A 13,756-nucleotide genomic window follows, 5' to 3' on the forward strand; every position below is an offset into this window, starting at 1 on the left:
CAGCCCTGTTCTGCTAAATGGATCGTTTATGAAAATTGAGCGTTGATCTTTCTTTGAGAAAAGCGCCCGTTTCTGGAACAAAGTTAGAACTGTACACTAAAACCATTAAATTTATGAATCCCTGTGCCGAATTTAACAAGTTCTTTTTCTTTTAAAAACTTAACTGCCAGTTTTACTTCCTCCAAAATTTCCGGATCAAGTCCTAAGGTATTATGGGAACCATAAACCTTTGAAACATGTCTTATCCCTGATATTCTTTCAAGAGAACTAACTAAATCAACAGGATTGGTTGAAGGATAAAAAGCATATATAGGGGTCTCATCATAAAGTAAATCCCCTGTAAACAAATACCCATTCGTATTATCAAAAATGCATATATGGCCCGGTGAATGCCCTGGAGTGTGGTATATAATTAATTTTCTATTACCCATCTCAATGACATCACCATCAGCCACAAGCCTCGTCGGTGCTCCTTGATACGGTGTATATGTATCGGGATCAAATGTTTTAGGAGTAGGTATTGTAATGTCCCGACCAACATCTATTCTTATTTGCTCAATAGGTAACCCTTTAATACCGTTCATTAGCCAGTCTGAATCCTTCTCATGGACATAGATTGTGTCAAATTCACCATGGCTTCCAATATGGTCTGCATGAACATGAGTGGTAATAACAGTGATGGGTAGGTCTGTGAGATGATCGGTAATTCTTTTTATATTATCAATACCAAGACCTGTATCAATTAACACTGCCCGTTCTTCCCCAATCAATAAAAATGAATGCACTTTCTCCCAATGACCATATTCGCTTATTGCGAATGTAATATTATCAATTTCCTGAATGGTAAACCATGAATCCCTAAACATTTTAACCCCCCCTTTATTCCACAAAGTTGTCCTTTTATTTAATACTGGCTATTAAATAAATGTACTACCAATTCATATTTCTTATATGTTTCTCTCAAGTTTTAATTCAAACTGTGGCTTAGTTATATTGTCCATATAATGGACACTTCCGTTATATGCCAAATATGCTTGATAACGTGTACGTAGTGCGGGGGCTGAGACCATATCTAGAACCTCCCCTTTACTAACCCAGCGACTGTCTGATGTTTCATCCGATATTGTCAATTTACCACCTACGGGTTCACATACAAAATCAAACATAACTTTTGTGGGTACTGTCTTTACACCGCTATGTCCCTCATATGTTGCTGTATTAGAGGAAATCCCCACCAAATGGGATACTTTAACGTCAATTCCACTTTCCTCTTTAACTTCTCTGATTACGCCATCTATTAAATTTTCCCCGACCTCCACGTGACCTCCAGGAAATACCCAATGACCATCTCGACGGGTTTTTACTAATAATATTTCACCTTTGGTATTTTCAACAAAGCCCCCCGCAGCAACAATATGTACTGGCATTTGCATTGTCTATCCCTCCATTAAAATATGACTCTATCCCACAATCTATGGCCCGATTAATGAACAGGCGCAGATCCTTGCTTCAGAAAAGCGCCCCTTTAGCTTATAATAAGGCGATTTACAAATATTAGTCTAAAATTACTTCTTTATTCGTACCGTTAACACTTTCCATAGATATAGTAATAGCTTAAAAAACCAATAAAACAGAAAAAAATTAAGCAATAATCCCAAAGAACTAAAGGTAAAAACCCATCCACCACGATAGACAACACCCTTAGCAGGAAAACCAAAGAAATGATTCCCGTTACTATCAACTTGATAGCCAATTGTAGGAATGAGAGCAAAAATAACAGTTGAAATAAGACTTAAAAGATATAACTTCTTTTTAGTGGAGTTCATTTTATTTTTGGGGCTCAATAAGCTAACTAATACTAATATTATTAACCCAAAAAGTAGCAATAAGTTCACAATATCTATCTCTCCTTAAATCATAACTTACCACAACTATCCAATGCATTTCATATTCAACAAAACTGCCCTGTTTGATGCAATACTGGCGCTAATCCTTGTTAGGGAAAAGCGCCCAATTGTTTTATTAAGAACTGCAAATAATTAATTATTTAAAAAACAATAGGTAACTGAGTGCTCTTTCTTCTGTTCCCGTTTATAAAAATAAAGCCAAGTGAAAAAACAATCAAAGATATTACGGGTATTACTGCAGGAATTATTCTCGGTAACTCAGTAAATAGCCTGAGGAACATTTGTACGAATAAAGTTGGCACGATAATAATCAACAACATTCTCACTACCTTGTTTTTAAAACTCAGTTCAAATCGTTCACTCATATGCTCCACCCTTTCATATTTAATTAAATGGCCCTATTCTGGCACAATGCTTCTTCAACAACTGCGCCCGATTTGTGAACAATAAATATGACTAAATTGCCGTCCATCTTTTCATTTCCCCACAAAGTAAACAGTAAAAAGTAAGCCATTCATTACGAATAATGAAAGTGGAATTAATGAGGTAAACAATGATATGATCAGATGGTTTTTCTTACGTTCTCCATTTGCTTTAAACAAACAGAAGATCGAAAAACCTACTAAAACAAAGGTAGATAAGATACCCGTTAACAATACATCTCTATTTTCCTTTTCGGCAAATAACGACCAACTTTCAATATTCAACACCACTATTATTCCTAAGCACGCCAATGCAGTAGAGGCTATAAGCCATTTGTAGAATTTGCCCACTGTAAAATCCCCTTTGAATTTCATTTCGACTACTCCGACAATTAGATATTTCTAGATATAAATAAGTTTCTTTGGACTACTTCAAAAGTTCTTCCTGTTTGCAATCGCTTCTTCGGGAAATGCGACCGATTGATGAATGCTTTAAAGTTCTTTGAATTTTTTTTGTACCTGAACAAGCACATATTTCTTAGTCCACATTTGAGTAGTCACAATTAATCTTTCTCCGTCTTTTTCAAAGAACAGACCAGCACCATCTTTATCTTTAAATTCCCATCCTCTTGAACCAATCATTTGTTTGATATTATCGTCAGCTATCGAAATATCCTTATTTTCAATTTTCGTGATATACCAAAGGGAATCATTGTCTGTTGCGACCTCTACTATCTTCGCATCGGAGTTTTTTAGTTTTTCAATTGCTTCCTTTGCTGATAGATTATCTATCGGTAAAGAAGGATAGTATGATTTATTTACAAATATAAACACCGCTACAGCCACTACTACAATGCCCAAGATAATTCCAACCTGTTTCATACATTACCCCCTGCGTATTAAATCAAATTATATAGTTCCTTTTCTACAATCTGGCCCGATTTTGGTACATTGCTATGCAGCAAAAGCGCCTGATTGTTTCATTGTGATCTACTATGTTGCATCAAACTTCAAAAGTCGAGGGCCATAAACCGAAATTTAGTTATACTCCCCTAAGTCCCTTATTGATTTCCTTTGTAATTCACTTTAATAAGTGGGCACGCCCTCCAAAACATTTTTAGGAATTGGTCGACATTATTTTTTCAAACTCCGCCAAGAATTTCTCCTGCTCCCTGTCCAAATACTCTCTACTCGGGATTTCCTTTAGAATTTCTTCTTGGGTGTAAATGCGCCCTCCTTTAATGATCTTATCAATATCTTTTGTATGTTGAATATCCTCCAAAGGATTTTTATTCAAAATGATCATGTCGGCAATGTTACCTTCTTTGATCGTGCCGATATCCTTTATTTTAATGGAGTTCGCTGCTTTGATCGTTGCTGCCTGAAGTGCTTCCATTTCTGTGAATCCAATTTCTACGAACAGCTCTAACTCACGGTGGAGCCCCATCCCTGGCAGTGTCCAAACGCCACCCGGTGTGTCTGTTCCCGCTACAACAGTCCCGCCTAAGTCAGCATACGTTTTTGCTATATCTTTGATAAATTGAGATTGGGTGCCTAACTGTTTTTTCAATGCATCACCGTACTCTTCCGCCGTTGTCACCCAAAAATCTTTAAGACCACCTGCTCTTTCAAATGTCTCAGCTACAGCGTTTGCTGGATGCCAGTAATCAGGCCATAGATTGATTTGGTCGAATATTACTAAAGTCGGACATAGGTACAAATCATACTTGATCATTTGCATACATAATTCTTTAATTTTGTCCTTGTCCGGATGTTCCCAGTCAATTTTATCCCATTCCGCTTGTTCAGCCGACGGATACCAATCCGGGTAAATGGTCTGGATGAAACCGGATGCATGCTCAAACCATTTTACTCCGACTTTGGCGGCATCCAGTGCGTTTACTTGTGAGGCATGAATCAAATCACAGCTTACTTCGAGACCAAACTTGTCTGCTTCTGACACGACCGCTTCCATAACCTCTTTGGATATCCATCCATAAATTTTAATGAATTTAGCGCCCGTATCTTTTTGCCTTCTCACTTCCTTTCTCCCTTCCATTGGGTCATCTGTGACAAAATTCCCGTAGCTCGTAGGCCCCCACAATCCAGGCGACCCATCAATCATTCGATCCGCGGAGTATACTCTCGGTGTTGGTGCATCAATAGGCGATTCAATCAATTTTTTTAATTGAAATACATTACCCGCCGTGTTACGAACGGTTGTCACACCCGAAGCGACAAATTGCACCGCAAAATCTTCCTTGATGTGACAGTGCATGTCGATTAAACCAGGAATAACGTATTTCCCTTCCACATCAACGGATTCTATTTCCGGTGGTAAGTCACTGTCTTCGGAAAAGATAGTCTTAATGGTTCCATGATCAACCTCAATCGCTCCCTTAAAAATGATTTCACTCTCTACGTCAATGATTGTTGCATTCTTCAAGATAAAATTCTTTGATAAGTTCATAATTAAATTTCCTCCCTTTTTAGAATGTTGAAACTTTAGTATAATAGATAAATTGAGGCATGTTATTTTTTTCTCATATAGTGGAATTTGGTCGTCGAATGGACATAACTGAATATAAACGTGATAAATTTATAGGAAGGAAGACGGACATGAAAAAATACGGGGAAACGGTAAGAAGGATCAGGGAGCAAAAAGGATATACGATGCAACAGTTGGCTGAAGGTATCTTATCTGTATCATTTTTATCGAAATTTGAACGTGGTGAATCGGATATTTCACTTAGTTACATCATACGTCTATTAGAAAGGCTCTCTCTCACTTTTGAAGAATTCTTTTATCTACATGATAGTGTTGGTCCTGGAGAACTTGAACATTTCTTTGATAAGGCGAACGAGGCGTATGTCAATCGTGACTTGGAGCAATTAACGCAGTTAAGGAAAATAGCTCTTGATAAGTGGGAGATACATGGCTTGGAAACATTTCGTTGTAATTTAGTAATGTTAGGTGTTTACGAATGTATTATACGCGGTGAAAAGACAACTTCTACTGGCGATAGTCTTGAATTTTTGTATGCGTATCTTTTTGAGGTGGAGATTTGGGGATATTATGAACTAAGATTGTATAATTCCACGATGTTCCTTATGCCGCCGGAAATGGTTATAACGCTTTCAAAAAATGCCTTTGAAAAAAGCTCCCGTTTTGGAAAGCTGAAAAAGACCGACAAAACTATCATTGCAATTCTCATGAATACACTTACGTACATGATGGGAGGAGCGGTACCTTACGTGGAACAATACAAGGTCTTCCTTGGTTATTTGGAAAGTCTGGATATCCCGGAAGATGACCTTTATATCAGAAATACACAACTGCAAATAAAAGGAATTTATGAAATAAAAATCGGTAATCGGGTAAAAGGTATTGATATGGTCCAAAAAACTATTTCTATTTTTACCGACCTGGGATCAAATGAGCTCGCAGCTACTGCAGAAAATTATTTAAATATTGTGTTGGATGAAAAGAAATAATGATTGCGTAACTGAGGGTTTCAATTTCAAACTCCTTCTTTTTTAAAAAAGTCTTTCTACCATCCGGAGCTGCACGATAGGGCGCTATTCACTTTCAAGAAGTGCACCCGTTTCTGGAAAACAGTTATTATGAATAACTATCTTCCTTCTTGCTATAAATTTCATAAGCAAAATAACCAAATAACATACCCATTCCAGGTCCCCAAGCAATTGCAGATAGAAAGGAAAAGGGGGTAAGTATGCTAAGAAGTATAGCAACAGCCAAACCAATCATCATTCCGGATGGTATTAAACTATCTAATAAATTTTGAGCACTTTTTGTTTTTTTCTTACCCAGAGTTCCTTTCTTATACTTATGTTTCATTCTTAGAATTACAAATACTGCAATCCCACCCACTATTGCAACTGGCAGTACAATACGCGCAATTTCCAAAGATAAACCCATATTATAACCCTCCTTCCTTTCGCTTTTTTAGTTGGTTCAATTTCAACATAGTTTATTCCGTTAAATGGCCCTTTTACTGAACAGGCGCAAATCCTTTTTCAAGAATCGCGCCTGATTATGGTAGATATATTATCCTCAATTACTTCTTTGAATTAAAAAAATTCATACTTAACACCCTAGCATATTACTTTTCTTTTAACATTGAATACTTCCGATAGGCTTTATAGAAACTGTTACCAAGAACAATAACCAGAAGTGCGGGAAACAACTTCAAAAGGACAAATGGGGTTTCAAATAGAAATGCTTTCCAAAATAATGCACCTTTCATACTCCAAAGACCTTCAAAATATAATCCTGAATGATTCTTGTAAAGCATATAAGAAAAAAATAAACACAGCATACCCAGCCCAAATGAATAACCCATTAATCTTTTATAATAATTACCCTTTGATTGGCGGTCCGAGAAGATTTCATTTTGATCATCATCTTCTTTTTGCCAATACCGTATTCCACCCAGCCAGTACCCCTTTATATAGATCCAACCAAAATCTTCATATATCCCTTTGTATTCCTCGAACTTTTTCTTAGGTAAATAATCTTGATAATCAAGTCGCATAACATGTCTTTTGTCAGTTTTTTTGAAAGTGTATATTCCTAATCCACTAATATTTGTACAGCGATAGCCTTTTTGTAATTGCTCGTTCAGCCATTGCTCTTCTTTTTCCATATTAAAATACATGTTAAACTTCTTCATTTGATTCACTCCCTTCGTACAATGATAAAATATGCAATAGCCTTTCTTGTTCCATTTTCAAAATGGCGCTTCCTTCTGTCGTTATCATATAAATTTTTCTCCGACCTGAATTTCCAACAGGTACGATCCAACCATGTTTATTCAAGTTTTCAATTGCACCATATAATGTACCAGCCGCTAAAATAGCAGTACCATTACTTATTTTTTCTATCTTCTGCATTACGGCATAGCCATGAAGTGGTTCACGTAGGGCTAATAAAATATAATGCATGGTTTCAGACAACGGCAATAATTTATGTTTCATATTCTCACCCTCTATCCAGTTCAACTATATAGTTCGACTTTATAACAGATTAATACAGTTCAACTGAATAGTCAACTGCATTTTTTTAAATTCTTCGAGAGAACATAAAGTAAAGCCTTTAGGCAAAATTTTTATCCGAAAAAGTCGATTTCCTTTATGTAGGAAAATCGACTTTTTGTATTAATCTTGTTCAATTAAATGGCCCGATTAATACAATACTGGCGCTAATCCTTGTTAGGGAAAAGCACCCGTTTATGGAAATGGGTTCCATTTCCATATGCTCAGACATATTTTTCTGGTATGTACAACCGCATATAAAGATAACCATCCTCCATATCGTCTGTTATTTCAAAGCCTATGTTGCTCCAAAACTTTTGTGCGGTTATATTTTCTAGATTAACTGGTAAGGAAATCCTACTTGCATTGTATTCTTTCCACAAATATTCAACACAAAGCCTAGCCGCTGCTGATCCATAGCCTCTTTTTTGAAAACGGCTATCTATCATAAAATTTATGATTTGGGGGTTATTTTCGCCAATATACATTAAAACATAGCCCACCATCACATTATCAGCATAAATTGCAAAGGGGCGTGAATCATCATAAAGCACCCACGCTTCGGCTAAAGACCACGCTACAGGGTCTACAAAGTCCACATTGGTATCAGTTGTATGCAAGTTTAAACATTCTTCATAATTGTCCCTATTAATTTTTCTTAACTCCACCAAAGAAATATCACCTTCCAAACATAGTTAAGGATGTTTAATGTAAATAATTCAACTTTTAAAATGGAATTAGCAAATAAATCTTAATACAACCTAGAAATCCTAGAACTTAATGCTCCAATTGATTTTGAATCAGTTCTCCATGATAATAGTCATTCATATAGTCGCATTGCACCACTTTATTATTATAGCTCTATGCCACATAATCGCCCGATTGCGGTATTACCCTATATTACTTTTACCATAAAAAACCCCTTTAGACAAATTACATCTAAAGGGGTAAGACGTTGCAACATTCTTATAAACATCTTGACTTTGTTTTAAACATCGCATCTAAATTTTTAAGCCACAGTTTATTCCACTGTAACAGATTTCGCGAGATTCCTTGGTTTGTCGACGTCGCAATCTCGCTGAAGCGCTGCATAGTAGCTTATCAATTGTAAAGGGATGATGGCTACAAGTGGTGTTAGGTATGGATGCACTTTTGGTAACACGTATCGATCGCCCTCTTCTTCCATTCCTTCCATTGAAAGTATGCAAGGGTTGGCTCCTCGTGCAACAACTTCTTTTACGTTTCCACGGATGTTTAAGCTCACCGCTTTTTGCGTAACAAGCGAGAAGACAGGTGTCCCTTCTTCTATTAAAGCAATGGTACCGTGTTTTAATTCCCCGCCTGCGAAACCTTCTGCTTGAATATATGAGATTTCCTTGAGCTTTAATGCCCCTTCCAAGCTAACGTAGAAATCAAGATTGCGCCCGATGTAGAATGCGTTTCGTGAAACTTCCAGGAATTCATGCGCAATTTTCTCCATTTCTTCTTTCGAATCCACTAGCGTTTGAATTGCATTTGCAACGATTCCAAGCTCTTTCTTCAAATCAAAATCAACTGTTTTCCCACTGTCTTTTGCTGCAACGTATGCGAATAGTGCAAGAACAGCAACTTGCGCAGTGTATGCTTTCGTTGACGCTACAGCTATTTCTGGGCCAGCATGTAAAAGTAATGTGTAATCTGCTTCACGGGAAAGTGTAGATCCTGCAACGTTAGTAACTGTTATAGTCGGATAGCCCAATGCCTTTGTTTTCACTAAAACCTGTCGGCTATCCGCGGTCTCACCGGACTGCGTGATGAATAAAAATAACGGTTTTTTTGAAAGTAATGGCATGTTGTACCCAAATTCACTTGAAATATGCACTTCGACTGGAATTCCAGTGATTTTCTCGAAATAGTATTTGCCGACAAGACCTGCGTGATAGCTTGTGCCTGCCGCGATAATATAAAGACGATCTGCATAATTGACGGCTTGTAAAATTTCTGCGTCTATCGCTAGTTCACCTTTCTCATTTTCATATGCTTGAAGAATTTTGCGAACGACATTTGGCTGTTCCTCAATTTCCTTCAACATATAATGCGGATACATCCCTTTTTCAATATCGCTCATATCGAGCTCAGCTGTATAGGGCGCGCGTTCAATCTGCGTACCATCCAATGTTTTAATGGTAACTGCTTCTTTCCGAACAAGTACCATTTCTTTATCATGCAATTCCACGAATTGGTTTGTTACCTGTAGCATTGCCATCGCATCGGAAACAACCACATTAAAGTTTTCACCAACACCTAGTAGTAACGGACTTTTATTTTTCGCTACGAAAATAATGTCTGCTTCCTCTGCATCCAACATTGCAATCGCATATGAGCCATGAAGTAATGACAGCGTATGGCTGAAAGCCATTTCAGTAGTCAATCCATCTTCTACAAATTTCTCAACAAGTTGGACAATGACTTCTGTATCCGTGTCGGATTTCATTGAAACGTTCTGTAAATAATCTCGTTGTAAGTGATGATAATTCTCGATGACACCATTGTGTACAAGCGAAAAACGACCGGATGTACTTTGATGTGGATGTGCATTTTTTTGATCTGGTATGCCATGAGTTGCCCAACGTGTATGACCTATTCCTGCCTTCGATAGTAGAGATGAATCGACGACTTTTCGAAGATCAGCAATTCGTCCTTTTTCTTTCAAAACAGTAACGCCTTCATCTGTATGAAGTGCAATTCCTGCTGAATCATAGCCGCGGTATTCCAGCCTTTCCAATCCTTTTAAAAGAATCTCTTTTGAATCATTTTCCCCGATATATCCTACAATTCCACACATATTTTTTCCTCCGTTGTTTGCAAAATAAGCAACACTTAACCGCACTTCACCAATACTTGTGAAGTGCTCGTTTAGAATGCTTGTTGAATTTCGCCTTTTTGCTTCTTTGTCCGTTCAATCACTTAAACGTTTTACAAGCAAAAAATACAATCGGGCAATGTCGATCGGGAGGCATCCGCCGAAAATTCGATACTCCTCCACCTCGTCTACTGAAGATGAACGACGTCAATTTCTTCAGTACTGGCGCTTTAATTGTTTTCCGTTTTTTTACGTGCGATTTTTCCTCCTTATTACACGGTGACTAGTAGCCAACCTTGTTATCATACAGAATCTGTAGTTTTTTTGTCAATGTATAAATGATGGTGGACAATTTAAAAGGACCGGATTGTTTACCAGTCCTTCCCATAAGTATTCAGCAATTCACTACTTTCCTGATTCAATAAGGGTTGCAATATTCCCAGCGTCAATCACTTTTTTTGGATAAAGCTGATACAAATCCTCCAATTGAAGTGTTAGCTCTTCTAATTCGGAGGCCCCGTAGAACGGATACTTATAATAGATTGAACCTTGTTCAGTTTCCACTAGTATCGTCAACACTTGAAGTTTATTTGTTCCAACTGTATCCTCGTCAGATAGTAGTGTTTCTTCAGGGACTTGATTTGCCTGATTCACAAATACAATACCGGTATTGTCCTCAGAATAGACTGACTGTGCAAACTCTTGAAGCTCTATTATAGATGCAGCTTGTTTCAACTGAATTCCTCCTCAATTCATGCCCTATCCATCTGTTCCCTAAAAGATGCGCAAAATAACCGTATTTTGCTGTTTTGATCCCAACAGTTGAAAAAGTAGTTCTTGCTTTTTGAATGTACGCAATCGAAATGTTTAAAGTCGTAAAGGAGTGCTGACAATGAACGTTTGGTATACAGAAGAACATACACTGCGTGTCCTGTCTTCCATGAACTGCTGTAGGCCATGCTAGATCTTAGTGAGCCCAACATTGTAGGGGTTGGTGACGTTAATGAGTTATCCCCTATTTATGACCAAAGCGGTGTCTCTACAGCAGTCGCCTGCAAAATATTGCGGGAATTATTACTACTACTTCAAACGAACTAGTTGAATCCTTTAAAAGTAAGTGCCTGTATATTTTCAATGTGTGGATTAGCTCTACTGTGGCGTAAAGGGCACTTTCACCATATTATATGAAAACTTGTAATCCACATATTAGTAGAATGTATATTATAGTGGTACTCATTTGTATTTCTGCGTTACGCAAAGGAATCGCAGGGAATTTTAATCCAGACAGCATTTTAATCTATTTCCAGAGGAGTGATTCTTTTGACAAAGAAAGTGCTTTTATTCGGGGATATAGGAATCGATGATACAGTAGCCTTAATTTACGCCCACCTGAATAATGAAATTGATATTGTTGGTGTTGTTGCAGACTATGGGAATGTTTCTAGGGAAGATGCAATCGATAATATTCATTATTTATTTGAAACGTTTGACTTTCCCAAAGAAATCCCCATCATATGGGGGGCAGAGGTGCCTTTGACGGCGGAGCAACCAACGTACTACCCGGAAATTCATGGTATTCACGGTCTTGGCCCAATCGTACCCAATGATCATGAATTGGTTATAGAAAATTTCTTTCAGATCGTGGAAATAATTAAAAAGTATAAAGATGAATTGATCATCGTAAATGTGGGTCGACTGACTTCCCTTGCCACGATGTTTATTCTTTATAAGGATTTAATGAAGACTGTGAAGGAATTCTATATTATGGGGGGCGCTTTTTGGGTTCCCGGAAATGTTACCGCTGTTGCAGAAGCAAACTTTCATGCCGATCCCGTTGCTGTAAAAATCGTGCTTTCCTATGCTCATAATGTTACAATAATCCCTTTAAACGCAACACAAAAAGCAATTGTCACACCTGAAATGGTCGACTATATAGACTACTATGGCAAGACTAAAATCTTGAAACCTTTAATGGATTATTATTATAACTTTTATAAAGAACGGGATTCCGCTATCCAAGGAGGCCCAGTACATGATGCACTTACTCTATTGGCTCCAATACACCCCGAAATATTCACATATAAGTCCTACCCCGTTAAAATCAGCCAACAGTTAGAAGGGATTACGAGGGGACAAAGTATTGCCGATATAAGACCCTATATCCAAGTTAATAAAAAACAAAAAAAACACCGCATCGCTTTTGACATGAATTATGAGCGCTTTTTCCATAACTTTATATCTGTCATGATAGGCGAACACTATAAAAATGGATAGTTTTTATCAACACAATGGATACAAGAAGTTGTAATCTCCCTAGTCTATTGTTCACCAAAAATCCCATTAAAAAAGACACCCACAGTGGAAACTAGTTATTTCTTTGTTCATGTCCTACTTTGGTGGAACCAGCGTAGGCGCCTTAAAAGGGGTAGCCGAAGCCACAAGACTGACGGCGAAGCTGTCTGGCTTGTGGCGGGAGGCATCCCCCGAGCGCCGTAGCGGATAGAATGCGATTTTCCATTCCGCCTGATAATATTCCAGTGCAATTCATTATTCCGACAAAATACCTGACCAATTGAGATGCTTTCACTATCATTCCAAGCGGAAATTATATAAAATAGAAGAAACGTTTCTGACAGAACTGGAGATGTAATTATGATGCCTGATAAACTATTATACAAAGAAGCAATGGACATGCTAAAAAAAACAAGCAGAACCTTTTATATTCCAATTACTTTCTTAGAGTCAACCATGAAAAAGGCGGTTGCATCTGCTTACTTATGCATGCGTGCTATTGATGAAATTGAAGATCATGAAACATTGGATGTGAAAGTTAAGCAGCGCTTACTCCATGAAACAAGCAAGATGTTGAAAGGTGAATTTGACAAAGAAGCATATGCTGGACTTTTAGAACCGTATCACGCTTCTTTAGCTACGGTTTCTATACGACTTGGGGACTGGCTAGACTTTTGTCCAAGGGGTTCACTTGAATTAGTAAAAGAATCCACCAGTGAAATGGCAGAAGGAATGGCAAAATGGGTCGGTAAGAACTTCCAAGTAGTAACAAAAGAAGATTTGGATGACTATACATACTACGTAGCGGGGCTAGTTGGTGTCATGCTTTCCGATTTATGGAAAGAGAATGCGGGTATTGAAACAAATCGAGAACTTGCCATTGGTTACGGCCGTGGACTACAAGCGGTTAATATTTTGCGAAATAAAGATGAGGATAGCGTACGGGGTGTCCAATTCTTCCCTAATGAATGGACAAGAGATGATATGTTCAATTATGCGGAAGAAAATTTAGCAAAAGCTGATGAATATATAAAAAGTATTCATCATAAAAAAATATTGTTATTTTGCAAGATTCCACTTGCACTTGCATATAAAACATTGAATGCCCTAAAGAGTGGTAAAGAAAAAATGACTAGGACTGAAGTAGAAGCAACAGTAGTAGAAGTTCAAACTGAAAGCTGAAAAAGGCAAACTCGTTTAGTCGAGTTTGCCTTTTTTTCTTACCGCTATTCGGATTG

Annotated in this window: 16 protein-coding genes; 4 read left to right on the forward strand and 12 right to left on the reverse strand. The window is 37.6% G+C overall.

The genetic code is table 11. From position 1 onward, the window contains the following. Window positions 1–83: 83 nt before the first annotated feature. The 6 genes from FILTAD_RS10855 to FILTAD_RS10880 form a co-directional block, all read right to left on the reverse strand. Entirely contained in the window at window positions 84–866 is a 783-nt protein-coding gene (locus FILTAD_RS10855) for an MBL fold metallo-hydrolase (RefSeq protein WP_124070789.1), read from the reverse strand. Between the two features lie 81 nt (window positions 867–947). Continuing rightward, on the reverse strand, window positions 948–1,433 hold the full coding sequence (locus tag FILTAD_RS10860; protein WP_124070790.1) for an NUDIX hydrolase: 486 nt from the start codon (window positions 1,431–1,433) through the stop codon (window positions 948–950). A gap of 132 nt (window positions 1,434–1,565) precedes the next feature. After that, window positions 1,566–1,895 carry a hypothetical protein gene (locus tag FILTAD_RS10865; RefSeq protein WP_238988228.1) on the reverse strand — a complete coding sequence of 110 codons (330 nt, stop codon included), beginning with the start codon at window positions 1,893–1,895 and terminating at the stop codon, window positions 1,566–1,568. 488 nt (window positions 1,896–2,383) lie between these two features. Continuing rightward, window positions 2,384–2,704 (reverse strand): hypothetical protein, encoded by a 321-nt coding sequence (locus FILTAD_RS10870; protein ID WP_124070791.1) that lies wholly within the window; start codon window positions 2,702–2,704, stop codon window positions 2,384–2,386. 117 nt (window positions 2,705–2,821) lie between these two features. Further along, window positions 2,822–3,211 carry a hypothetical protein gene (locus FILTAD_RS10875; protein ID WP_124070792.1) on the reverse strand — a complete coding sequence of 130 codons (390 nt, stop codon included), beginning with the start codon at window positions 3,209–3,211 and terminating at the stop codon, window positions 2,822–2,824. A 235-nt stretch (window positions 3,212–3,446) separates the two neighbouring features. Next, window positions 3,447–4,799, reverse strand: coding sequence for an amidohydrolase family protein (locus FILTAD_RS10880; RefSeq protein WP_124070793.1), 1,353 nt, complete (start codon window positions 4,797–4,799; stop codon window positions 3,447–3,449). Between the two features lie 149 nt (window positions 4,800–4,948). Between FILTAD_RS10880 and FILTAD_RS10885 the strand changes: the two genes are divergently transcribed. Beyond that, the gene (locus FILTAD_RS10885) at window positions 4,949–5,824 is read left to right on the forward strand and encodes a helix-turn-helix domain-containing protein (protein ID WP_160117606.1); all 876 of its coding nucleotides are present in this window, start codon (window positions 4,949–4,951) and stop codon (window positions 5,822–5,824) included. A 127-nt stretch (window positions 5,825–5,951) separates the two neighbouring features. Here the strand turns inward: FILTAD_RS10885 and FILTAD_RS10890 are convergent, their stop codons facing one another. The 6 genes from FILTAD_RS10890 to FILTAD_RS10915 form a co-directional block, all read right to left on the reverse strand. Further along, window positions 5,952–6,269 (reverse strand): hypothetical protein, encoded by a 318-nt coding sequence (locus tag FILTAD_RS10890; RefSeq protein ID WP_124070795.1) that lies wholly within the window; start codon window positions 6,267–6,269, stop codon window positions 5,952–5,954. A 184-nt stretch (window positions 6,270–6,453) separates the two neighbouring features. After that, window positions 6,454–7,023 carry a DUF2812 domain-containing protein gene (locus FILTAD_RS10895; RefSeq protein WP_124070796.1) on the reverse strand — a complete coding sequence of 190 codons (570 nt, stop codon included), beginning with the start codon at window positions 7,021–7,023 and terminating at the stop codon, window positions 6,454–6,456. Further along, entirely contained in the window at window positions 7,010–7,327 is a 318-nt protein-coding gene (locus FILTAD_RS10900) for a PadR family transcriptional regulator (RefSeq protein ID WP_124070797.1), read from the reverse strand. The genes FILTAD_RS10895 and FILTAD_RS10900 overlap by 14 nt, the downstream gene beginning before the upstream one ends. 281 nt (window positions 7,328–7,608) lie before the next feature. Then, complete coding sequence (locus tag FILTAD_RS10905; protein ID WP_238988243.1) at window positions 7,609–8,052, reverse strand: GNAT family N-acetyltransferase; 444 nt, start codon at window positions 8,050–8,052, stop codon at window positions 7,609–7,611. 353 nt (window positions 8,053–8,405) lie between these two features. After that, entirely contained in the window at window positions 8,406–10,208 is a 1,803-nt protein-coding gene (gene glmS, locus FILTAD_RS10910) for a glutamine--fructose-6-phosphate transaminase (isomerizing) (protein WP_124070798.1), read from the reverse strand. Between the two features lie 423 nt (window positions 10,209–10,631). Continuing rightward, a complete protein-coding gene (locus tag FILTAD_RS10915; protein ID WP_124070799.1) occupies window positions 10,632–10,961 on the reverse strand; it encodes a hypothetical protein in 330 nt (109 codons plus the stop codon). A gap of 222 nt (window positions 10,962–11,183) precedes the next feature. Here FILTAD_RS10915 and FILTAD_RS16295 point away from each other — a divergent pair, with 222 nt between their 5' ends. The 3 genes from FILTAD_RS16295 to FILTAD_RS10930 all read left to right on the forward strand — a co-directional run bounded on the left by FILTAD_RS16295 (window position 11,184) and on the right by FILTAD_RS10930 (window position 13,700). Further along, the gene (locus FILTAD_RS16295; protein WP_415579178.1) at window positions 11,184–11,324 is read left to right on the forward strand and encodes a hypothetical protein; all 141 of its coding nucleotides are present in this window, start codon (window positions 11,184–11,186) and stop codon (window positions 11,322–11,324) included. Between the two features lie 222 nt (window positions 11,325–11,546). Beyond that, complete coding sequence (locus FILTAD_RS10925) at window positions 11,547–12,500, forward strand: nucleoside hydrolase (RefSeq protein WP_124070800.1); 954 nt, start codon at window positions 11,547–11,549, stop codon at window positions 12,498–12,500. 378 nt (window positions 12,501–12,878) lie between these two features. Continuing rightward, a complete protein-coding gene (locus tag FILTAD_RS10930; RefSeq protein WP_124070801.1) occupies window positions 12,879–13,700 on the forward strand; it encodes a squalene/phytoene synthase family protein in 822 nt (273 codons plus the stop codon). Window positions 13,701–13,756 lie beyond the last annotated feature (56 nt).

It is taken from the genome of Filibacter tadaridae, assembly GCF_900609045.1.
Classification (GTDB): domain Bacteria; phylum Bacillota; class Bacilli; order Bacillales_A; family Planococcaceae; genus Sporosarcina; species Sporosarcina tadaridae.

Bases quoted from the DNA above. Each gene is read 5' to 3' on its own strand.
- FILTAD_RS10890 (WP_124070795.1), bottom strand. From the start codon at position 6,269: ATGGGTTTATCTTTGGAAATTGCGCGTATTGTACTGCCAGTTGCAATA.
- FILTAD_RS10855 (WP_124070789.1), bottom strand. From the start codon at position 866: ATGTTTAGGGATTCATGGTTTACCATTCAGGAAATTGATAATATTACA.
- FILTAD_RS10900 (WP_124070797.1), bottom strand. From the start codon at position 7,327: ATGAAACATAAATTATTGCCGTTGTCTGAAACCATGCATTATATTTTA.
- FILTAD_RS16295 (WP_415579178.1), top strand. From the start codon at position 11,184: ATGCTAGATCTTAGTGAGCCCAACATTGTAGGGGTTGGTGACGTTAAT.
- FILTAD_RS10895 (WP_124070796.1), bottom strand. From the start codon at position 7,023: ATGAAGAAGTTTAACATGTATTTTAATATGGAAAAAGAAGAGCAATGG.
- FILTAD_RS10875 (WP_124070792.1), bottom strand. From the start codon at position 3,211: ATGAAACAGGTTGGAATTATCTTGGGCATTGTAGTAGTGGCTGTAGCG.
- glmS (WP_124070798.1), bottom strand. From the start codon at position 10,208: ATGTGTGGAATTGTAGGATATATCGGGGAAAATGATTCAAAAGAGATT.
- FILTAD_RS10885 (WP_160117606.1), top strand. From the start codon at position 4,949: ATGAAAAAATACGGGGAAACGGTAAGAAGGATCAGGGAGCAAAAAGGA.
- FILTAD_RS10870 (WP_124070791.1), bottom strand. From the start codon at position 2,704: ATGAAATTCAAAGGGGATTTTACAGTGGGCAAATTCTACAAATGGCTT.
- FILTAD_RS10930 (WP_124070801.1), top strand. From the start codon at position 12,879: ATGATGCCTGATAAACTATTATACAAAGAAGCAATGGACATGCTAAAA.
- FILTAD_RS10880 (WP_124070793.1), bottom strand. From the start codon at position 4,799: ATGAACTTATCAAAGAATTTTATCTTGAAGAATGCAACAATCATTGAC.
- FILTAD_RS10860 (WP_124070790.1), bottom strand. From the start codon at position 1,433: ATGCAAATGCCAGTACATATTGTTGCTGCGGGGGGCTTTGTTGAAAAT.